We start from the raw sequence: 22,848 nt of genomic DNA on the forward strand, positions 1-22,848 counted from the left end.
CACTAATGGATAGATAAAACCAACACATGAATCCAAGCATTAAAAAACTAATTCCTCACATACTTGTAATAATAGGCTTTATAATAGTCTCAATGGCTTACTTCAGTCCATTGTTAGAGGGCAAAAAACTTAATCAAAGTGATATAGCTCAGTATAAAGGGATGTCTAAAGAGCAAACAGATTTTAGAGATGCTACTGGTGAAGAACCCTATTGGACAAATGCAGCTTTTGGTGGTATGCCTACCTATCAATTAGGCGCGCAATACCCTTATAGTTTTAATAAAATGTTAGATAGAACATTACGTTTTCTGCCTAGACCAGCAGATTATATGTTCTTGTTTTTTATTGGTATTTATATACTGTTAATTATTTTAAAAGTAGACTGGAAGTTAGCTATAATAGCATCTTTGGCATTTGGGTTATCTACCAATATGTTAGATATATTAAGTGCCGGCCACAATGCAAAAGCTCATGCTATTGCATATATGCCTTTAGTACTAGCAGGAATTTTACTCATATTTAAAGGGCGTCATATTTGGGGATTTCTCTTATTGGCTGTTAGTATGAGTTTGGAAATAATGGCTAACCATTTTCAAATGACATATTACCTATTGTTATTAGTAGTGATTATTGGTATAGTTTATTTAATAGATGCTATTAAGAAAAAACAACTGCCGCACTTTTTTAAATGTATAGGTATTATGATAGTTGCTGTGGTTATAGGTATAGCCACAAACGCTACCAGTCTTTTAGCAACTAAAGAATATACAGCATTTAGTACAAGAGGAGAATCTGCTATTACAGTTAATACAGATGGCTCCATTTCAGAAAAACAAGATGGTTTAAGTTTTGATTATATTACTGAATACAGCTATGGTATTTTAGAAACCTTAAATTTATTTATTCCAAGATTTATGGGTGGCTCTTCTTTAGAGTCGCTTCCTGAGGACTCTAAAACAGTTGAGGAAGTTATTAAATTAGGAGCTTCACCACAACAAGCTAATCAATTTGTACAACAAGTCCCAATGTATTGGGGAGACCAAACCTTTGTTGGAGCACCAGCATATGTAGGAGCTACTATTATATTTTTATTTGTGTTTGCCTTGTTTATGGTAAATGGCAGATTAAAATATTGGGTAGTAGCAGGTATTGTATTATCTCTGTTTTTAAGTTGGGGAAAAAATCTAGAGTTTCTCACACGTTTCTTTATAGATTATGTACCAATGTATGATAAGTTTAGAGCTGTATCTACAACTCAGGTTATTTTAAGGTTGTGTATACCTATTTTAGCTGTGTTTGGACTAACTCAACTATTTAATAGCATAGTACGTAAAGAAGAAAAGTTAAATGCTTTAAAATGGACTAGTATTATACTTGGCGGAATAACACTAATAATTTTAGCCTTTAAAAACACACTTTTCAATTTCGAAAGCCCTTATGATACTATGTTTATAGAACAAATGGGTGTCGATTTTGTAAAGGCCATCCGTGAAGATCGTGCTACACTCTTATCTGAAGATACTTTAAGAACACTAATACTTATTGCGTTAGTTGCTGTTTTAATCTTTGGTTACATTAAGGAAAAAATAAATGAAAAGCTTGTAGTGGCAGGTTTGGTGATCTTAGTTTTATTTGATTTAGTTGGTGTAGATAAGCGTTACGTTAATGATGATAACTTTGTGTCTAAATATTTAATAGATCAGCCATTTCAACCTAACAGTGCAGACCAGGAAATTTTAAAAGATAAAGGAAACTATCGTGTTTTAGACTTAAGCGGAAGCCCATTAAATTCAGCTAGAGCATCATTCTTTCATAACTCAATTGGTGGATATCACGGTGCAAAGCCAAAACGTATGCAAGACTTGTTTGAATTTCATGTGTATGAAGGCAATCAAGCGGTTTTAAATATGCTTAATGTTAAGTATAATATTATTAAAAATGAAGGAAACCTATTTGCACAACGAAATCCGTATGCTAACGGAAACGCTTGGTTTGTGGATAGTATTCAAGAAACAAGAACTGATAATGAAGTAATTCTTTATTTAAGTTTCCTAAACACAAAAGAGAAAGCGTTAATTACTCCAGAATTTACTTCAAACCTAAAGCAGCACACATTTAAAAAAGATTCTACGGCTACTATAAACTTAAAGAGTTATCAACCTAACGAATTAATTTATGAGAGTAAGTCTTCTCAAGATGCATTTGCTGTCTTTTCAGAGATCTACTATGAAAACGGTTGGAAAGCTTATATAGATGAAAAAGAAGTCGATATTTTAAGAGTCAATTATACGTTAAGAGGTCTTGAAATACCTTCTGGAACTCATGAAATTGTATTTAGGTTTGAACCTAAAATTATTAAAACTGGTAGTACTATAGTTTTAGCAAGCTCTATTCTTTTAATGTTATTAATCTTAGGCGGTATTTTTTATGAGTTTAAGGAAAAAAATAAAACGTAATTGAAGCGAGTTCTCATCATAGCTTATTATTGGCCGCCAGCTGGTGGCCCTGGCGTACAACGTTGGTTACAATTTGTAAATTACTTACCAAATTTTAATATACAACCAATAGTATACTTACCGGACAACCCTAGTTATCCAATACTAGATGAAACATTACAATCTAAAATACCAGATGTTGAGGTTTTAAAACAACCCATTTCAGAACCTTATAGATTTGCTAATTTTTTTTCTAAAAAAGATACAGCTTCAATAAGTTCTGGCTTAATTCCTAAGGAGAAAAAACAATCTTTAGTACAAAAGTTTTTGTTGTTTGTTCGAGGAAATTTCTTCATTCCAGATGCCCGAAAGTCATGGGTTAAGCCTTCGGTATGTTATTTAAAAGAATACTTAAATAACAATCCTGTAAATGCTGTTATAACAACAGGACCTCCACACAGTCTCCATCTTATAGGAAAGCAACTTAAAGAACAGCTGGATCTTACTTGGCTTGCAGATTTTCGAGATCCTTGGACAACAATTGGTTATCATAAAAAGCTAAAGCTAATGCCTTGGGCAAAACGTAAACATCTGGCATTAGAAGCTTCAGTCCTAAACACTGCAGATCATATTATAACTACTAGCTTTACAACAAAAAAAGAATTTGAAGCGCTAACTGAAAAACCAATTTCAGTTATTACAAATGGTTACAATGCTTCAGATTTTAAATTAAATACAAAAGTAACTTTGGATGCTAAATTTACTTTAGCGCACATAGGTTCTTTACTTTCTGATAGAAATCCACAGATTTTATGGCAGGCATTACAGGAATTAATTGAAGAACATAAAGATTTTTCAGAAGCATTTCAGCTTAAATTAGCAGGCAAAGTTAGCGAGGATTTACTTTCTATCATACAAAGCTATAATTTAAAAAACCATATAAACTTACTAGGTTATATTACTCATGAAAGTGCGTTCAAAGAAATGCAGAGCGCTCAACTTTTGTTGTTAATTGAAATAGATTCTGATGAAACTAAAGGTATAATTGCAGGTAAGGTATTTGAGTATCTTTTAGCTAAACGACCAATATTAGCTATAGGTCCAAAAAATTGGGATGTTTCTAAAATTATAAATGATACAACTTCTGGTAAGGTCTTTCATTATGAAGAAAAGGACATTCTAAAACACTATATATTCAATGCATTTCAGGATTACAAAAATGGGATGCTTTATATAAATTCTACCAATATCGAGCAGTTTTCTAGAAAACAATTAACGCAACAACTTTCAGAAGTTATCTTAAAAGTTACCACATAATGGGTATTGTTTTAAAACAGTCTTTTAAAAATTTAGTGAGTACCTATGCAGGTTTTGGGTTGGGTGCCATTAATGTGCTGTTTTTATATCCTAATTTCATGACGCCAGAGTATTATGGCTTGGTATCTTTTATATTATCTGCGAGTATGTTGTTCTGGCCATTAATGGCTTTAGGAACTCACAATACATTGGTTAAATTTTACTCTTCGTATTCTAAACAGGAAGAAAAAGAGAAGCTATTTAGTTTTGTTTTGGTATTGCCTCTCTTAGTTGGTTTAGTCTTAGGTTTAATAGGTTATTTTGGCTATTCGTTTGTACTGTCTTATTTTAATGGAGAAAATGAATTGGTAAAACCTTATGCCTGGCTCATCTTTGTAATAACCTTTGCTATGGCTTACTTCGAGCTCTTCTTTTCTTGGAGTAAAGTATTTTTAAAAAGCACATTTGGGAACATAATGCGAGAAGTATTTCATAGAGCCTGCATTATGATCTTATTAGGGTTACTTTATATTAATGTCATAGATATTCCGCTGTTTTTATATATAATGACGGCAGTATATGTATTAAGAACGTTATTGATGATGGTATTTGCATTTAAGTTGCACTTGCCTAAACTTCAATTTAAATTACCGGAAAATGCATCACGTGTTATAAAATATTCGGCACTAATTTTCATAGCAGGAAGTGTTGCTATGATGTTGTTAGACTTAGATAAAGTGATGATTGAGTATTATTTGCCAATTGAAAATGTTGCTATATATGGTATCTCAATTTATATAGCATCTGTAATAGCTGTCCCAAGTAGAGCAATGCATCAAATTACATATCCTCTTACGGCACAATTATTAAATGATAAGGATTATGCAGGGTTAAAAAATTTATACCAACGTAGCTCGAACACACTGCTAATAGTTGGAGGACTTATATTCTTACTTATAATTTGTAATGTTAGAGAGTTGTATGAGATGATACCACAGGATTACCATATTGGATTCTCAATTGTAATTTTAATAGGCATTGTTAAGTTGTATGAAAATCTTATTGGGAATAATAACAGTATTTTATTTAATTCAGATTATTATAGGTTAGTCTTAGCAATAGGAGTGCTATGTGCTGTTATGGCTGTAGCACTTAATATTTTACTTATTCCAAGATTTGGTGTGTACGGTGCTAGTTATGCAACGTTTATTGCGTTTTTTACCTATAATACAGTAAAGCTAATTGTGGTTTGGAAAAAATTTAAGATGCATCCATTTTCATCAAGAACTTGGGTCTCATTAGGTCTCATAGCTCTATTTACACTTAGTTTTTATTTTTGGGATTTCAATTTTCAACCACTACTTAATATTGCTTTAAAATCTGTAATACTCGGGTTGTTATTTGTTGGATTTTCTTGGAAGCTGAAACTCTCAAATGATGTTTCACAAATTATAGATACTTATTTAAAGCGATAGGATAAAAAGAAAAGCCCCAAAGCAATTCGCTTGGGGAAGCTATTTGCTTTAGGGCTTGTCAAACTAACCAACCAAAAATTTTAATTTCCTCTTCGTCTAGTTGTTGTTGAAGAGGCTCTGTTGTTTGAAGATCCTCTTGAAGAACTAGCTTTAACTCGAGAGTTAGTAGAAGTTCTTGCTTTTGCTGAAGATCTTGATGTTCTATTACTCTTTACAGCTTTAGACGCTCTACTCGTATTACTTTTAACTCTAGCACTGTTATTACTCGACCTTGTTGTATTTGTACGAGTAGCTCTAGGTGTTGTAGTTCTAGTAGTAGCTTTTACTCTAGAGTTTGTTCTCGTACTTGGTGTTACAGCTCTTGAGCTTGTATTGCTTCGTGTTCTTGTTGCATTAGAGTTTCCCCTAGTGTTCGTTGTAGCACGTCCAGCATTATTACTTCTCGTATTTCCTGTTCTAGAAATTATGGTTCTATCGGTTCTACTTCTAGAGTTTTGGTTAGATAAGCCTTCACGGTTAGATCTGCTTACTCTAGTACTAGTTCTTGCATAAGATTGATTGCTTCTGTTTCTTACTTGTGCAAGATCACGTTGTCTTGATAAACGCTGTCCTCTATTATAAGAACGCACTTTCTGTCCTGGTCTGTAATAATTAGACTTGTAATGCTTCTTATACCATCCAGTTCTATAATAGTTATAATGAACAGCATAACTATATCTTACAGGATTGTAATATGCTCTGTAAGGTCTTGTAAACACTATACAGTTAGAAAATACAGGTCTTACATAATACTGGTGCCAAGGTCTGTAAACATAATGTCTGTTATATACATTAATAAAACCTCTTGTACCTACATAACGTCCGTAATTGTTATAGTTAATATATAAGTTACCAACCTGTGCAAGTCCAAATCTGTTATAATCTAATACAATATTTCCTGCTCTAATAATCCTACCATAGTAATCATAATACACTGGCACATCTTCAATCTGTATTACAGCACCATAATCGTCACGTTGTATATATGGAGCATAATCGTAACCAGCGTTAAAACTAATATTTACGTTTGGGCCACCAATTGAAACATGTGTACCTTGTTGTGGGCCTATATATCTAAAGTCGAATTGTCCATCTGGAAAAACAGAAAACTCTACATTACCTTCTGTGAAAATAAAGCTCTCACCATTATAATAGTTAAATGTTGTGGTACTCCTATCTTTCCCTGTGTCTGCACTTGCTGTATATCCTATAAAGAATACCGCAAGTAATGTCATTAAGTTTTTCATAGCTTAGGGTTTTAATGTTACATCTCAATTAAATTGTTTAACTGAGTTGTTAATCTATAAACAATCAGCGTGCCAAAAATGTAAAAACCTAATTACCAGTTGTATATGTGATATTGTATTAGAGTAGAAGTGTTTAAAGGGCAAAAAAACTATTAAAAACGAAAAACCCCGAATGCTATAAAGCGATTCGAGGTTTTTCTAACTAACCAACCAAAATTATTAATTCAATTATGATGCCAAAATATTAACACCAACTAATTTTCTTTTTCAAAGCTTCTAAATATTCTTTAGAGTAATTTTTTTAATTGAACTGGTTGATTAACAATACTTACGTTAAATATATTTTATTGGTTCTCTATATAATTAGACGAAAAAGAGTCCGAAAAATTACAGAAAATCATACATTTATTTAAACTTTAACTTTTGTTGAAAAATTAAAATCCGTCTTCAAATTGATGTAGGCTTACTTGTGGTTTTCCATCAATAAATGTGACCTTAAATAAGGCGCCATTATTAGAGTCATTTAACTCTTTATAAGTAGTATCGTTTAAAATTGAATTTACAAATGCTGGCGTTGTATTACTATGACCAACTATTAAAACTGTTTGTCCTTTAGTTTCAGCTTTAAAACTTTTAGAATATAAATCTGTTGCACTATAAATTTTCGGTTCTAAATTTAAATATGTGGCCAAAGGTGCTGCAGTTTCCCTTGTTCTATTAAAATCTGTAATATATATAGCATTAATGCCTTTGTCTCCTAATCTAGTTTTCCATTCTTGTGCACGCTCTTTACCCATTGCATTTAAATGTGGATTACTATTATTACTGTTGCTTCTGTCTTTTTCTGCGTGTCTTATAAGATAGTACACCGTATCATCAGATTGATTGGATTGTCCCTTGCAAGCAACTGCTAATAAAAGTATAAGTAAATATTTCATAATTATTGGGGTATAAGCTCTAGTAAGATAAATTGATTAAGTTGCTCTCCTAAGCTATTAAAATTATTGTCTGACACTAAAATTAACGATAAATTTCCGTTCGGCAATTTAGGACCAAACGTAATACCTTCAATATTATCTATACTTTTCTTAGTCAGTTGTTTTTTTACAGATTTAAAATTGAAGAGTAACTCTTTTTCAAGATAAGTAAGTTCATTCTTTTCTAAGATAATATCACTTATTGTATTAGTCGCATTATTATTAGTAGCTAATATTAATTGTACCACATTACCGTTTGTACCATAGCCAGCAGAGTAGCTTCGTTCCAATACCAAAAATTGGTTTTCAGATATTTGTAGCATATCTGTTAATCCGTTTACTCCAAATGGTAATAAAGGTAATTTCTGAAGGCGTTCTAGCTTATATGGTAATTGTTTAATGGCAATACCATTATCATTAAATAAAGTAAACCTTATTAAAGAGGTTGTATTAAAAACTTTAGGTTCTGGGCCATCCAATTCTAAAGGAAGCTCTGTGGCTACCCAAAATCCTTTACCGAGATGTGCTTTAGTTAACCCTTCAAATACTCCATTGTTTCTAGGTTTTTGAGGACCTTTAGAAGTAAAGTATTCTGGTATTGAAGCAGATTTTATAAACGCACCAGTACTATCTGTGTAAAAGACCATTGGCGTTTTATTATTTGTAATGCTGCCTTCACTGGAAATTATAAATCCATTATCAACTTTTCTTATAGATTCTAAATCCATTAAAGTTTGAGAGTTAATAGCTTTTGGTGCTTTAATAAAATGTTGTTTAGAAAAAACAACGGTATCTATTGTAGTGCCCTTTAATATAATATCTGCTTCATAAAACCTTGGCTTGCTTGGTTGGTCACAAATTAAATAATACGCAGTACCATCATAATCTATTCCAGACAGGCCACCTATCTCATTACCATCAATAAACACCTGTTTAGGATAAATATAATCATCTAAATAATTAACCTTATAGGTAGGTGTCTTGCTTACTTTTAAGCTACTGCAAGAATAACTTGTTGATATTAAAAGTATTAAAGCTATTTGTTTAAATTTCATTTGGCAAAAATAACATATTGTTAAGGAAATAATAGGAATTCATTGTGATGAAAAGGTCAATTTCATCGTTAAATTTGAAGTATTACGAACCACAAAAATTGAATTATGAATCAGACTGAATTAGAAGGTAAGTGGAATCAAGTAAAAGGTGATTTTAAACAAAAATATGGTAAAGTAACCGATGACGATACCACTTTTGCCGACGGAAAATTCGACGAGATGCTAGGACGTCTTCAAGAGAAGACAGGTAAAGCAAAAGAAGAATTAAAGAAGGAAATTGCAGAATGGTAATTTAAGATATTAAATTGCTATGAAAAGGAGAAAAGCGCTTCAATTAAGTTTGAAGCGTTTTTTTTGTTAATACCTTAATCGGTAAACCCCAATATAATTAAGTTGTAATTCAGGTTATAATTGAAGATTATGCTACAATAACATTTCATTAACTAATGTTTGGCATTTATTTGAGATCCTCCTGTGTAATGTATTCTAATTTCGTTGGTAGTTTAACCAACTACCTCTTACTATGAATTACCAACAACCTAATGAAAGGCTTCAAATTATTAATGGCATGTACAAATTAGTTTCAGATGACTACGTACATGAATTACAACCTGAACCTAAAACTAAAGTTAGACAAGCTTTAAGAAAATCTTCAACAAGAATTAAAAACTCCTTAAGACGACAGCTGGATAAGTGGATGGAATCTTAAAAACTACTTTAATATGTTAACGTTTCATTAATTGTTTAGGGTAATGCTAATTTCTATCTTTAGCAGATAAAATTATCCAAATGAAAATTCAAAATTACGTTACCCTTATTTTAGTATGCTTTGCGTGCTTTCAAATTAGCTGCGCACAAGATAGCGCAGAACCAGTTTATGATGTTTCTGAACATTACAACAAGCAAGAGGTAGATATACCTATGCGCGATGGTGTAACACTGCATACCACAATTTATTCTCCAAAGGATACCTCTAAAAAGTATCCAATGATTATGCAACGTACACCATATAGTTCAAGACCTTATGGTGAAGGCCAATTTAAATCTAAAATTGGACCAAACGAATATATGATGAAAGATGGTTACATAGTTGTATACCAAGATGTGCGTGGTCGTTGGATGAGTGAAGGAGATTATGATAATATGCGTGCTTATATACCTAATAAGAAAAAAGGTCAAGTAGACGAAGCAAGTGATACCTATGATACGATTGATTGGTTAGTTAAAAATGTAGACAATAATAACGGTAATGTAGGAACTTGGGGAATTTCTTATCCAGGCTTTTATGCTACATATTCATTGTTAGACTCGCATCCAGCTTTAAAAGCGGTTTCTCCTCAAGCCTGTATAGGTGATTTCTTTTTTGATGATTTTCATCATAACGGTGCTTATTTATTAAGTTACTGGAGAGCAACAGCTGTATTCGGATACCAGACAGAACCTACTACAGAGTCTTGGTATGATTTCCCACAACTAGATACCCAAGATCAATATCAGTTCTTTTTAGATAACGGTCCACTAAGTAATTTAGATGAGTACTATAAAGAAGATAATGAGTTTTGGACACAGTTAAAGGAACATCCTAATTATGATGAGTTCTGGAAATCTCGTGGTATCATACAGCACTTAAAAGATATTAAACCAGCTGTAATGACAGTAGGTGGTTTGTTTGATGCAGAAGATCTTTATGGTCCTTATGAAACCTATAAAAATATTGAAGCCAAGAGTGATAACTTCAACATAATGGTTTTCGGACCTTGGAGTCATGGTGATTGGGCGCGTAACAAAGAACGCCAAGCAATAGGTAATGTATATTTTGGAGATAATATTTCAGACTACTACCAAAAGGATTTAGAAACACCATTCTTTGAGCACTTCCTTAAGAATGATGGTAAAGGCGACGTAAATTTAAGTGAAGCGAGAATATATGATTCTGGAACTAAAGAATGGAAATCTTATGATTCTTGGCCTCCAGAAAATGCTACTAAAAAAACAATGTATTTAGGCAGCTCGCAAAAGTTAAACAGCTTGCCAGAAGCAACTCAGGAAACTAAGTTTATTAGTGATGTAAATAAGCCAGTACCTTATTCTGAAGATATTAAAATGGTATTTACACCTAGAAAATATATGACAGATGATCAGCGCTTTGCAGCGCGAAGACCAGATGTCTTGATATTTGAAACACCAGTAATGACAGAAGATATGACACTTGCAGGAGATATTTTAGCTAAGCTACAAGTGGCAACAACAGGTACTGCTGCAGATTGGGTTGTAAAAGTTATAGATGTTTATCCGGCAGATGCTAAGGATACAGAAGAAACACAAGACCACCTTAAGATGAGTAATTACCATATGATGGTTAGAAGTGAAGTGTTAAGAGGTAGGTTTAGAAACAGTTTTGAGCAACCGGAACCGTTTGTGCCAAACCAAAAAACTCCAGTTACTATAAAGCTACAAGATGTACACCATACCATAAAGAAAGGTCATAAACTACAAATACAGGTACAGAGCACGTGGTTCCCTTATATTGATTTAAATCCGCAGACTTACGTAGACAATATTTTTGAGGCGAAAGCTTCAGACTTTAAGACACAAACACATTCTGTTTTTGGAGATAGTGCAATTGAGTTTTCAATATTAAATTAATTTATGAATAAATATATAATAGGCGCAACGCTAGTCGTTGCGCTTTTCTCTTGCAAACAAAATTCAGAACCTATTTCTGAAGAAACAATAGCAACAGAAAGTAAAAAGGCAAATGATTTTTTTGAAGCCTCATTTAAAGAAGATGTTTCAATTAGCCCTATGCTTCAAACACAATTAGGAGTAAAAACTAATTATGGAGAATGGGATGATTTTTCTAACCAAGCAGAAGCAAAAGAACTTGAGAGAGCAAAAAACAGGTTGGCTTATTTAAATGACAGCCTAAATGTAAACGCTTTAAATAAGGAAACTGCACTTAGCTACACATTATACAAACAAGATTTAGAGCATACTATTGAAGATTATGCGTTTAGATTATACAATTATCCTGTTAATCAAATGCACGGTATGCATGCCGAAATTCCTGCATTCCTTATCAATATGCATAGTATAAACTCTGTTGAAGATGCAGAGGCTTATATTTCTAGGTTAAAAGGTTTAGAAAAAGTATATGCAGACGTTTCTGAAAACTTAGGAATTCGTGAAACTAATGGAATAATGCCTCCAAAGTTTGTTTTCGAGAAAGTTATAGGAGATAGTAAGAATCTAATTAAAGGAAGACCTTTTGAAAAGAGTAACGAAGTAAGTGCGTTAATGGAAGATTTTACGACCAAAGTAAATACACTTTCAATATCTAAGGATGAAAAAGAGGATTTATTAAATAAAGCAGAAAAAGCACTTACAGAACAAGTAAGACCAGCTTTTGAGGGTTTAATTTCTACAATGCAGGACCAACAACAAAGAGCTACAGTTGAAAATGGTGTATGGAAATTCCCTAAAGGAGATCAATTTTATAATTTAGCACTTAAAAGAACTACCACTACTAGTCTCACAGCAAATGAAATACATGAGATTGGATTAAATGAAGTTGCTCGTATACACAAGGAAATGGAGCAAATTATGCAAGATGTAGGTTTTAACGGTACATTGCAGGACTTCTTTAAGTTTATGCGTGAAGATGAAAAGTTTTACTATAAAAATACGGTAGAAGATAAGCAAGCTTATAAAGATAAGGCTACAGCAATCATCAATACCATGAAAGGTACTTTGGATAAATTGTTTAATACAAAGCCTAAAGCAGAACTCGTAGTAAAGGCAGTGGAGCCATTTAGAGAAAAAAGTGCAGGTAAAGCCTTTTACCAACAGCCAGCTATAGATGGATCTAGACCTGGCACTTATTATGTTAACCTTTATGATATGAGTGCTATGCCTACCTACCAAATGGAAGCTTTAGCATACCACGAAGGCATACCTGGTCACCACATGCAAATTGCAATATCTCAAGAACTAGAAAACATACCAGCTTTTAGAAAGCATAGTTTTTACACAGCTTATGTAGAAGGTTGGGCATTATATTCAGAATATATACCCAAAGAAGTAGGGTATTATAAAGATCCTTATTCAGATTTTGGTCGTTTAGCCATGGAATTGTGGCGCTCTTGCCGTTTAGTTGTAGATACGGGTATACACGCTAAGAAATGGACACGTGAAGAAGGTATCGAGTATTATAAAAAGAATACACCAAATGCAGAAAGCGACTGTATAAAAATGGTTGAACGTCATATAGTAATGCCTGGCCAAGCAACCGCTTACAAAGTTGGAATGAATAAAATATTAGAATTAAGGAACTTATCTGAGGAAAAGCTAGGAAGCAATTTTGATATTAAAGAGTTTCATGATATTATACTTAAAGACGGTGCATTACCGTTAGATATTCTAACTCAAAAAGTAGAAGCTTGGATAGCCAGCAAATAAATAGCCATACCAATTGTATGGTTCAACCATACATATGATAGGGTTTAAAATGTTGGTATGTAACAGTTTGTATATATTTTTGTAGTGTAAGATTTAAAATAAGAATCTTATTTAGTTAATTTGATTACAATTTAATACAATATAACTCTAACAAATATCATTATTATGAAAAAATTACTTTACACTTTCGCTCTTACAGTATTCGCATTCTCATTCGCAGCTTGTGAAGCAGATGAATTACCACAAGACGTTGACAACGGTGTAGGAGATCAGGTACAAGTACCTGCAGACAGAGAAGATGAAGGACTATAATAGTTTTTACATTTAAAAAAATAAAAAAGCCTTTGAATAATTTTCAAAGGCTTTTTTATTGGTTTTAGATATATTTGAACTCTGTATGAAATATAAATATTACATATATCTAATTTTATTCTTTTTACTCTCTTGTTCTGAGGGATTTGATTTTCATGAAAAGAATTTAGCAGTAAATGATAGCCTTAAATTTTATATTGATGAATACAAAAGACAAGATTTAACTGACCAACAGAAAAACAATATACTGTTAAAAGCTTTTAAATTTGCTGAACAAATAAATTCAGATTCATTAAAAAATAATTACTACAAAAGAATTTCATATCAGTTTTATAAATTAGGTGATACTTCCAACTTTTTAAATGTAAACAATAAAGGGGTTGAGCTTTCTGAAAAAATAAATGATTCCACAACGCTAGCAATTTTATTATGGGATGCTGCAACTTATTATAGAGATAAACAACTCAAAAACAAAGAAGCTTACGAACGTTATTTTAAAGCCAAATCTATATTCGAAGATTTAGGGAATGATTATAATGCTGCTAAAATGTTACTTAACATGGCAATCATTCAAACTAATGTAAGGGATTACATAGGTAGTGAGAATACAACGATTACAGCCATAAATAAATTTGAACCTTTAGGTAAGCAACAGTATTTATATAGCTGTTATAACAATATTGGTATCATTAATAATGAGTTGGAAGAATATCAAGATGCATTATACTATCACCGTAAAGCTTTAAAAACATTAGATAGGTTTGAAAGTGATCCTACTTTAAAGGCTGTGTCTCTTAATAATATTGGTGTTGTTTATAAAAATAAGGGTAGTTATGATGATGCAATTACATCATTTAATCAAGCCTTAACGGTTGATAGCTTATTCTATAAAAATACAATTCTTTACTCTGCGCTATTAGATAATATTGCCTTCTCTAACTTTAAGAGCGGTAATAATGCAGAGATCCCATACCTTTTTTACAAAGCAAAACAAATAAGAGATAGTATAAAGTTTGATCCTGGTATGATAGAAAGCAGGTTAAATTTATCTGATTACTTTTTGGGAGAAGGAGATTATGATAAGGCGTTAAGTTATGCCAAAGAAGCAAAAAAACTTTCAGAAGAATCAAACTATACAGATGATATACTAGCATCCTTACTCAAGTTGTCTAAATTAGATACGCTTAATGCTAGAGCTTATGCAAATAGGTATATAGTTTTATCAGACAGTTTGCAAGCTCAAGAACGTTTAATGCAAAATAAATTTGCGAGAATTAGGTATGAGACAGATGAGTATATAGATAAGAACAATGCGTTAAGCGAGCGAGTTAGAAATATTACTATAAGCTTATTAATTGCTTTGGTGGTTTTTGGGTTACTATTCGTTATAAAGAGTCAATTATCTAAAAACAATCAACTTAAGTTAGAACGCGAACAACAGTTAGCAAATGAGCAGATTTATAATTTAATGATAGATCAGCAAAATAAAATCTCAGAAGGAAGAAAACGTGAAAAACAGAGAATTTCTAAAGAACTCCATGATGGTGTTTTGGGAAGTTTATTTGGTACTCGTTTAAGCTTAGGGAGTTTAAATACAAAGCATGATGAAAGTGCAATTAATAACAGGCAAAACTATATAGATAGGTTAAAGGAAATAGAAGAGGAGATACGAAGTATTTCTCATAACCTACAAAGTAAGGTGTTAAAAGAGGAACAGGTTTTTACTTCTTTAATTGAAGAGCTTTTGGAAATACAATCTAAAGCCGGAAACTTTAATTATGCTATACAAACTCAAACCGATTTAGATTGGGATATGGTAGATGGTAAGGTTAAAATTAACATTTACAGAATACTACAGGAAGCCATACAGAACATAAATAAATATGCAGATGCTACCGAAGTTTTGCTTACCTTTAATGCCAATCAAAATCACATTAAAGTTACTATTGAGGATGATGGTGTAGGTTTTAATGTTCAGAAAAAATCACAAGGAATTGGTTTGTCAAATATGACATCAAGAGTTAAGGATTTGCAGGGAACAATAAAAATCACTTCAGAACTTTCTAAAGGAACTTTAATAGAGGTTACAGTCCCTAAAACCAATTATTTTGACAAAAAAACGGCTTAAACTCCTTATTGTAGATGATCATCCTATGATTATCGAGGGCTATAAGAATGCTCTCCAAGATATGTCATCAGATGATTATGAACTTATCATAGAATCTGCTCAAGATTGTGATGAAGGTATGGAGAAGATTCAAAACTCTACAACCGGCACACCATACGATATTATATTTTTAGATATACAGCTGCCTCCATCTAAAGATGGCAGAATATTATCTGGCGAAGATTTAGGATTACGAGCAAACAGGTTATCACCGTCTTCTAAGCTTGTGTTCTTAACTATGTTTAATGATAATTACCGTATTCATAGTATTCTTAAAAATGTGAACCCAGACGGCTTCTTAGTAAAGAGTGATGTAAACTCATCTGAGTTGGTAAAGGCTTTTGATACAATAAATAACGATCCTCCATATTATAGTAAATCTGTTAAGCAGTTTATAAGAAATGACATGACAAATAGAAATGTTATAGATGAGCTGGATAGAAAAATATTATTTCATCTTTCTAAAGGTGTTCAAACAAAAGACTTACCAGAATATGTTTCACTTTCTATTAATGCAATAGAAAAGCGAAAGAAATCTTTACGAAAACTGTTTGATATTAGCACAAGGAACGATGTTTCTCTTATCCAAAAAGCTAAAGAACAGGGTTTTCTTTAAAATTTTAATTAAAAAATTAAATAGTATGGTTCAGCCATAACTATGTTAAGGGTAAAATCACTCTTAACACTCAACATCCTCGTATTTTTACATCAGATTAATTGTTAGAGTCTATTTATAGATGAAGTTTAAATAGAGTGGAGAATAAATCCAACTAAGCACATTGGTTAAACAATGTTCGAAATAGGAAATTTATTTTGCCCCAAATTAGGATTTAACTCCACTCTTTTGAACAAAATTTACCTCTTTGAAAACTAAAAGTATTTTAAATGAAATAACATAGCTTACTGTATTTATAGCTACTGTAGATTTCAACTAAATTTTGAAGTACCAATTTTAAGAAAAAATAGAATGCTCCAAATTCTAACAGGCCTCAAGTTGTTGACCGCACTTAACCTGTAAAGATTTATATACTTTAGAGTATATAATACGTGATGTATTAACCAACATAAACACGTTACAATAGCCACTCGGAGCATTCTTTTTTTATTTTCACTACTTTTAAAGAAAACAAGCACACATGCTCATAAAAGTATTTGGTAGTGCAGTCTTTGGCGTAGAGGCTACAACTATCACCGTAGAGGTTAATGTTGACAAAGGCATTGGTTATCATTTAGTAGGTCTTCCAGATAAAGCAATTCAAGAAAGTAGTTATCGTATAGCAGCAGCATTAAAAAATGTAGGCTACAAACTTCCAGGTAAAAAAATCACCTTAAATATGGCTCCTGCAGATATGAGAAAGGAAGGATCTGCGTACGACCTAACCTTAGCATTAGGAATCTTAATTGCATCGTCTCAAATAAAAGCAGAACAAATAGCAAAGTATATAATTATGGGAGAGCTTTCGTTAGATGGCTCTTTACAACCCATAAAAGGCGCATTACCTATTGCTATAAAAGCTAGGGAAGAAGGCTTTGAAGGTTTTATATTACCTAGTCAAAATGCAAAAGAAGCTGCTATTGTAGATGGCCTAAAAGTGTATGGTGTGGATAACATATCTCAGGTAATCGACTTTTTTGATAAAGACATTAAACTTGAGCAGACTATTATTGATACGCGAAAAGAATTTTACAAAACATTGGATCATCCAGAATTCGATTTTGCCGATGTAAAGGGACAAGAATCAATTAAACGCTGTATGGAAATTGCAGCTGCTGGTGGTCATAATATAATTCTTATAGGTCCGCCAGGTTCTGGAAAAACCATGCTATCAAAACGTTTGCCATCTATCTTGCCGCCAATGTCTTTAAAAGAAGCTTTGGAAACAACTAAAATTCATAGTGTTTCTGGTAGAATGAGAGAGCATTCTGGTTTAATGGCAGAGCGACCATTTAGAAGTCCACATCATACTATTAGTGATGTTGCTCTTGTAGGTGGTGGTGCGTACCCGCAACCAGGAGAAATTTCTTTATCTCATAATGGTGTATTGTTTTTAGATGAGTTACCAGAATTTAAACGAAGTGTTTTAGAAGTAATGAGGCAGCCTCTTGAAGATAGGGAAGTTACTATCTCGAGAGCTAAATTTACAGTAACCTACCCATCAAGTTTTATGTTGGTTGCCAGTATGAATCCTAGTCCTGGCGGTTATTTTAATGATCCAGATGCGCCGGTAAGTTCTTCTCCGGCAGAAATGCAGCGTTACTTAAGTAAAATTTCCGGACCATTATTAGATAGAATAGATATTCATATTGAAGTTACACCTGTGCCTTTTGAAAAACTAACAGATGCTAGAAAAGCAGAAAGTAGTGTTGAAATAAGAAAACGTGTAACCAAAGCTAGAGAAGTGCAAACTGAGCGTTTTAAAGATTTAGAAACTATACATTATAATGCCCAAATGGGAGTACGTCAAATTAGAGAGTATTGCAAACTAGATGAAGCCTCGATGCAGTTGTTAAAATCTGCAATGGAGCGTTTAAACCTATCTGCAAGGGCGTACGATCGTATTCTTAAAGTTGCAAGAACTATTGCAGACCTAGAAGCTTCAGACGAGGTTACAGGTACACATATTTCAGAAGCCATACAATACAGAAGTCTTGATCGTGAAGGTTGGTTAGGCTAGCTATTATTTCTTATTTTTAGAACGTAATTTATACACAACTATGAAGCATCTTTGTTCACTAGCATTATTACTTGTAATTTTTAGCTGTAAGAAGTCTACTACAGATTTAAATAATTCAACTTCCGAAACAGATACAACCTCTATTATAGATGATGTTGCTGGTACTCTAGAGGATGAGCCTGTAGTGCTAACGTTGGAGCAAGCTAACAATCTTGCTAAATTACCATTGTCTTGTGTTAATACAGAATATCCAAATAAATTAGGGCAAACCTTGGCAAGTAAAGCAGATATAGCGCAACCTAATGAGCTTCACCCAGCATTTTATGGTTGTTTTGATTGGCATTCATCTGTACATGCGCATTGGTCTATGGTATCTTTGTTAAAACAATTCCCAGACTTAAAAAAAGCGGAAGCTATAAAAGAGACGCTTCAGAGTAACTTATCTAAGGAGAATATTATAGCTGAGGTAGAGTATTTTAAAAAAGAACACAATAAATCTTATGAGCGTACATATGGATGGGCTTGGGTTTTAAAGCTCTCTGAAGAATTACACACTTGGGAATCTCCTATGGCAAAGGAGTTAGAAGAAAATCTAAAACCGCTTACTAATTTAATTATTGAGCGCTATAAGGAGTTTTTACCAAAGTTAAATTACCCTATTAGAGTTGGTGAACATACAAACTCGGCTTTTGGTATTTCATTTGCATTAGATTATGCTAAAGCAACCGAAAATGAAGAGTTTGCAAAGCTCCTGAAAGTAAGGTCTAAAGATTTTTATCTAAATGATAACTCTTGTCCTATAACTTGGGAGCCTAGCGGCTATGATTTTTTATCGCCTTGTCTTGAGGAAATAGATGTTATGAGGCGAGTACTGCCAAAAGAAGCTTTTTTGCTTTGGATGCAAGACTTTATGCCGCAATTATTAAATAAGGATTTTACTTTGGCTGTTGGCGAGGTTTCAGACCGTATGGATGGTAAACTTGTGCATTTAGACGGTTTAAACTTTAGTAGAGCTTGGGTGTTGTATGGTTTAGCAAAGCAATACCCACAAAAATTTGGGCATTTAAGAGCTTTAGCTAATCAACATGTAAATCATTCGTACCCTAACTTAGTGGGAGATTCTTACGAAGGTGGTCATTGGTTAGGAAGCTTTGCTATATATGCTTTGAATACTTCGAAAATGGAATGAAAAAATTCCTAGATAACATAGGTCCTTCAGTTGTATTAACCGCTGCATTTATTGGTCCTGGTACAATTACAGTATGTACATTGGCTGGTGTTAATTTTGGATTTTCATTATTATGGGCTTTGTTAATAGCAATTTTCACGTGTATTATACTACAAGGTATGACTACACGGTTAGGAATAGTTACGCAACGTGGTTTATCTGATGTAATAAAAGATCAACTCAAGTCTCCTTATGTAAAATGGCCTGTTATAGTCCTCATTTTTTCTGCAATAGTAATAGGAAATGCAGCTTATGAGGCTGGTAATATTAGTGGTGCTTCACTAGGGTTACAAGGTATTTTTCCTTCGTTAGTTTCAGATAGCTATAATAAAGGAGCTTTACTTATAGGTATAATAGCTTTTGTATTGCTTTATTTCGGAAACAATAAGCTGTTGGAGCGCACCTTAATAGCGTTGGTGGTAATTATGAGTATTTCATTTATTATCGCTATGGTAATTACAGGACCTAATCTTATTGATGTTTTAAAAGGGCTTTTAGTGCCAAATTTAACTTCAGACAATATTTTAACTGTTGTCGCTTTGTTGGGCACCACTGTAGTGCCTTATAATATTTTTTTACACACTGCTTTAGTTTCAGAAAAATGGAAAGACACAACATCGCTTTCTTGGGCTAGAAAAGAATTAATTGTAGCCGTCTTGGTTGGTGGCGTGGTTTCTATGTCTATATTAATTTGCGCAGCATCTTCAGGACTAACAAAGGTAAATGCAGTGACAGATTTAGCAGAAGGCCTAGCGCCTTTATTTTCTAGCTTTGCATCGTTAGTTGTAAATATTGGTTTAATTGCTGCAGGTATAACATCTGCAATTACTGCACCGCTTGCGGCAGCCTACGTAGCAAAAGGTTGTTTTGGTTGGGAAAAAGCACAAACGTCCTATAAGTTTAGATTGGTTTGGATGTTTATTCTGCTTACAGGTATATTTTGTTCGTCATTAAAGATAAATCCTATCGAAATTATAAAGTTTGCACAAATAACCAATGGTATAGTGCTTCCGTTGGTAGCCATTCTCTTATTATGGTTGGTAAATAATAAATCTTTATTGGGATCTTATAGAAATAATACTTTACAGAATATTTTAGGGGTATTAATAGTAGGATTAACTGTTGTTTTGGGAGTTAAGTCTATACTTAAAGTTATTGAGGTGTTATGATAACAATAGATATTAATTGTGACTTGGGAGAAGGTGGTTTGTATGATCATAAACTTATGCCATTAATTACGTCTTGCAGTATTGCATGTGGAGGTCATTTTGGTAATATAGATACTATGAACTCTGCTGTAGTTTTGGCCAAGCAACATCAGGTTAAAATTGGAGCACATCCTTCTTATCCGGATCACCAAAATTTTGGTCGGGTATCATTTAAAGACATGCCAAAACAAGACCTTAAAGACTCTCTCCTAAATCAGCTCCAAACATTAAATGATATTGCTAATTTTCATAACTATCCATTAACTCATATAAAGCCTCACGGAGCACTTTACAATGATGCTAATGTGGATGAGCCAATAGCAAAATTAATTATTGAAACAGTCCAAAAGTTTAACTCTGAAATTCCAATTTTTGTTTCACCAGAATCTATCATATCAAAAATAGGTAAGGGAAAAATTGATATGATTACAGAAGGTTTCGCAGATAGATCTTATAATACAGATTATACTTTAAAATCAAGAAAATTAGATGGTGCAGTTTTAAAATTGAAAGAAGAGGTGTTGCGTCATGTATTGCAAATTGTAAAATACAATAGAGTAGAAGTGTCAAAAGATTCATTTATTCCAATTACAATTGAAACGCTTTGTATGCATAGTGATACTGAAAACTCAGTTAAGTTACTTGATGATTTGTATAAATTTCTAATAGAAAATTCAATTAAAATTGAACCTTATGGACATTGAAAATATTCTTATAAAACAGTATTCTCAACGTTCAATATTACTTACTTTTGAACAACCTGCAGATGAAAACCTGCTTAAAAAGCTTGTTAGATGTAGGCAAATTATCAATGAAAAATATTTTAAATCTATACTTTATATAAATTTAGGATATAACTCATTATTAATAAATTACGTATCAACTATAGATAAGTTCTATGATCTTAAAAATACGCTTTTAGAGTTAATAAGTGAAGCTAAGCTTAGTGGTGTCTCACAACAACATAAGATTTTGTTGCCAGTATGTTATGATGAGAGTTTTGGACTAGATTTAGAAGAGCTTTCAGAACACACAAATTTGTCACCTAAGGAAATTGTTAAGCGACATTCTTCTACTGAGTATTTGATTTACTTTTTAGGTTTTTTACCAGGCTTTCCTTACTTACTAAATTTAGGCAGCTCTTTATATTGCCCTAGAAAATCTTCTCCTAGGCAAAACGTATTAAAGGGTTCAGTAGGAATTGCAGGACAACAAACCGGAATTTATCCACAAGAATCTCCTGGTGGTTGGCAAATTATAGGGAACTGCCCAATAAGTATATTTGGGAATTATTGGCAAAATTACTCTCCGTTTTCTATCGGTGATAAATTACAGTTTTACAGTGTAAGTTTAGATGAATATCATCAAATAAAACACGATTTTGAGACGCATAATTTTAATCTTAAAAAAGAAAAAGTTGGCTAAACTAAGTGTTATTTCATCTGGTATTTATAGTTCTGTTCAAGATTTAGGACGTTATAATTTTACACATTTAGGCGTCCCAATAAGTGGTGTTTTAGATACATATTCTTCTCAATTTGCAAACTTACTTTTAGGTAATACAGCAACAGATGCTGTAATCGAAATAACCTTTTCTGGTGCTACTTTTTCATTTAACGCACCAACTCAAATTGTAATTTCAGGAGCAAGAACAACCGTTAAAGTAAATGATAAGAGTTTTGATCAAGATCAAGTAATTTCAGTAAAAAAGAATGATGTCTTAAAAATTGGCAAATGTACATTGGGGTTTAGAACTTACTTAGCTATTACAGATGGTTTCAAAACAAAAGAGTTTTTAGGCAGTCGTAGTTTTTATAAACCTGTTAGTGAATTTTCAACGTTAAGTGACAATGATGAGTTAGAGTATAACGATTATACCACTCAGGAGACTGTGCAACAATCTTCTGTTAAGTTTCAAGAATCTTATTTGTCTGAAACAACTATAAACGTTTATAAAGGTGTAGAGTTTGATTTGCTTACAGATAGTGTTAAAGTGCAGTTAGTAAATCAATTAACTATAAGTGCTACAAGTAACAGAATGGCATATCAATTTGATGAAACAATACAATGTTCTGTTTCAGATATTTTAACAGGACCTGTTTTACCGGGAACAGTGCAGCTTACACCAAGTGGAAAACTAATTGTGTTAATGTGAGATTGTCAAACTACTGGTGGTTACGCTAGAGTATTGCAAGTATCTGAAGATGGATTAAATTGCTTAGCTCAAAAGCCCTTAGGTAGTAAGATAAAGTTTCAAATTGTAGACTTTTAACTTA

The 22,848-nt window shown here is 32.7% G+C and carries 18 protein-coding genes and 1 pseudogene; 16 read left to right on the forward strand and 3 right to left on the reverse strand.

The window, feature by feature from the left end:
• Nucleotides 1-26: 26 nt before the first annotated feature.
• From CL818_RS01420 to CL818_RS01430, 3 genes are read left to right on the forward strand one after another with little or no spacing between them, the layout of a single operon-like run.
• A complete protein-coding gene (locus tag CL818_RS01420; RefSeq protein ID WP_272974283.1) occupies nt 27-2,456 on the forward strand; it encodes a YfhO family protein in 2,430 nt (809 codons plus the stop codon).
• The gene (locus CL818_RS01425; RefSeq protein WP_272974282.1) at nt 2,457-3,752 is read left to right on the forward strand and encodes a glycosyltransferase family protein; all 1,296 of its coding nucleotides are present in this window, start codon (nt 2,457-2,459) and stop codon (nt 3,750-3,752) included.
• Complete coding sequence (locus CL818_RS01430) at nt 3,752-5,206, forward strand: oligosaccharide flippase family protein (protein WP_272974281.1); 1,455 nt, start codon at nt 3,752-3,754, stop codon at nt 5,204-5,206. The genes CL818_RS01425 and CL818_RS01430 overlap by 1 nt, the downstream gene beginning before the upstream one ends.
• A gap of 80 nt (nt 5,207-5,286) precedes the next feature.
• On the opposite strand, the gene CL818_RS01435 is transcribed toward CL818_RS01430, so the two are convergent.
• The 3 genes from CL818_RS01435 to CL818_RS01445 form a co-directional block, all read right to left on the reverse strand.
• Nucleotides 5,287-6,492 (reverse strand): hypothetical protein, encoded by a 1,206-nt coding sequence (locus CL818_RS01435; RefSeq protein WP_272974280.1) that lies wholly within the window; start codon nt 6,490-6,492, stop codon nt 5,287-5,289.
• 434 nt (nt 6,493-6,926) lie between these two features.
• Nucleotides 6,927-7,430 carry a SixA phosphatase family protein gene (locus CL818_RS01440; protein WP_272974279.1) on the reverse strand — a complete coding sequence of 168 codons (504 nt, stop codon included), beginning with the start codon at nt 7,428-7,430 and terminating at the stop codon, nt 6,927-6,929.
• A gap of 2 nt (nt 7,431-7,432) precedes the next feature.
• A complete protein-coding gene (locus CL818_RS01445; protein ID WP_272974278.1) occupies nt 7,433-8,524 on the reverse strand; it encodes an esterase-like activity of phytase family protein in 1,092 nt (363 codons plus the stop codon).
• 105 nt (nt 8,525-8,629) lie between these two features.
• On the opposite strand from CL818_RS01445, the gene CL818_RS01450 reads away from it, so the two are divergent.
• From CL818_RS01450 to CL818_RS01510, 13 genes and pseudogenes are all read left to right on the forward strand, one after another.
• A complete protein-coding gene (locus CL818_RS01450) occupies nt 8,630-8,815 on the forward strand; it encodes a CsbD family protein (RefSeq protein WP_013187519.1) in 186 nt (61 codons plus the stop codon).
• 232 nt (nt 8,816-9,047) lie between these two features.
• Complete coding sequence (locus CL818_RS01455; protein ID WP_272974277.1) at nt 9,048-9,233, forward strand: hypothetical protein; 186 nt, start codon at nt 9,048-9,050, stop codon at nt 9,231-9,233.
• A gap of 80 nt (nt 9,234-9,313) precedes the next feature.
• The gene (locus CL818_RS01460; RefSeq protein WP_272974276.1) at nt 9,314-11,170 is read left to right on the forward strand and encodes a CocE/NonD family hydrolase; all 1,857 of its coding nucleotides are present in this window, start codon (nt 9,314-9,316) and stop codon (nt 11,168-11,170) included.
• Between the two features lie 3 nt (nt 11,171-11,173).
• Nucleotides 11,174-12,982, forward strand: a complete 1,809-nt coding sequence (locus CL818_RS01465; RefSeq protein ID WP_272974275.1) for a DUF885 domain-containing protein — start codon at nt 11,174-11,176, stop codon at nt 12,980-12,982.
• A 165-nt stretch (nt 12,983-13,147) separates the two neighbouring features.
• Complete coding sequence (locus CL818_RS01470) at nt 13,148-13,294, forward strand: hypothetical protein (protein ID WP_272974274.1); 147 nt, start codon at nt 13,148-13,150, stop codon at nt 13,292-13,294.
• 85 nt (nt 13,295-13,379) lie between these two features.
• Nucleotides 13,380-15,422 (forward strand): ATP-binding protein, encoded by a 2,043-nt coding sequence (locus CL818_RS01475; protein WP_272974273.1) that lies wholly within the window; start codon nt 13,380-13,382, stop codon nt 15,420-15,422.
• A complete protein-coding gene (locus CL818_RS01480) occupies nt 15,403-16,077 on the forward strand; it encodes a response regulator (RefSeq protein ID WP_013187525.1) in 675 nt (224 codons plus the stop codon). The genes CL818_RS01475 and CL818_RS01480 overlap by 20 nt, the downstream gene beginning before the upstream one ends.
• A 520-nt stretch (nt 16,078-16,597) precedes the next feature.
• Nucleotides 16,598-18,136 carry a YifB family Mg chelatase-like AAA ATPase gene (locus CL818_RS01485; protein WP_272974272.1) on the forward strand — a complete coding sequence of 513 codons (1,539 nt, stop codon included), beginning with the start codon at nt 16,598-16,600 and terminating at the stop codon, nt 18,134-18,136.
• A 40-nt stretch (nt 18,137-18,176) separates the two neighbouring features.
• The gene (locus CL818_RS01490) at nt 18,177-19,325 is read left to right on the forward strand and encodes a DUF2891 domain-containing protein (protein WP_272974271.1); all 1,149 of its coding nucleotides are present in this window, start codon (nt 18,177-18,179) and stop codon (nt 19,323-19,325) included.
• On the forward strand, nt 19,322-20,533 hold the full coding sequence (locus tag CL818_RS01495) for an Nramp family divalent metal transporter (protein WP_272974270.1): 1,212 nt from the start codon (nt 19,322-19,324) through the stop codon (nt 20,531-20,533). The genes CL818_RS01490 and CL818_RS01495 overlap by 4 nt, the downstream gene beginning before the upstream one ends.
• The gene (locus CL818_RS01500) at nt 20,530-21,276 is read left to right on the forward strand and encodes a LamB/YcsF family protein (RefSeq protein WP_272974269.1); all 747 of its coding nucleotides are present in this window, start codon (nt 20,530-20,532) and stop codon (nt 21,274-21,276) included. The genes CL818_RS01495 and CL818_RS01500 overlap by 4 nt, the downstream gene beginning before the upstream one ends.
• Complete coding sequence (gene pxpB / locus CL818_RS01505) at nt 21,266-21,997, forward strand: 5-oxoprolinase subunit PxpB (protein ID WP_272974268.1); 732 nt, start codon at nt 21,266-21,268, stop codon at nt 21,995-21,997. The genes CL818_RS01500 and pxpB overlap by 11 nt, the downstream gene beginning before the upstream one ends.
• Nucleotides 21,990-22,844, forward strand: a pseudogene (locus CL818_RS01510) (5-oxoprolinase subunit C family protein). Before pxpB ends, CL818_RS01510 begins: the two are co-directional and overlap by 8 nt.
• Nucleotides 22,845-22,848: the final 4 nt, after the last annotated feature.

The organism is Croceibacter sp. (assembly GCF_002716225.1).
Taxonomy (GTDB): Bacteria; Bacteroidota; Bacteroidia; order Flavobacteriales; family Flavobacteriaceae; genus Croceibacter; species Croceibacter atlanticus.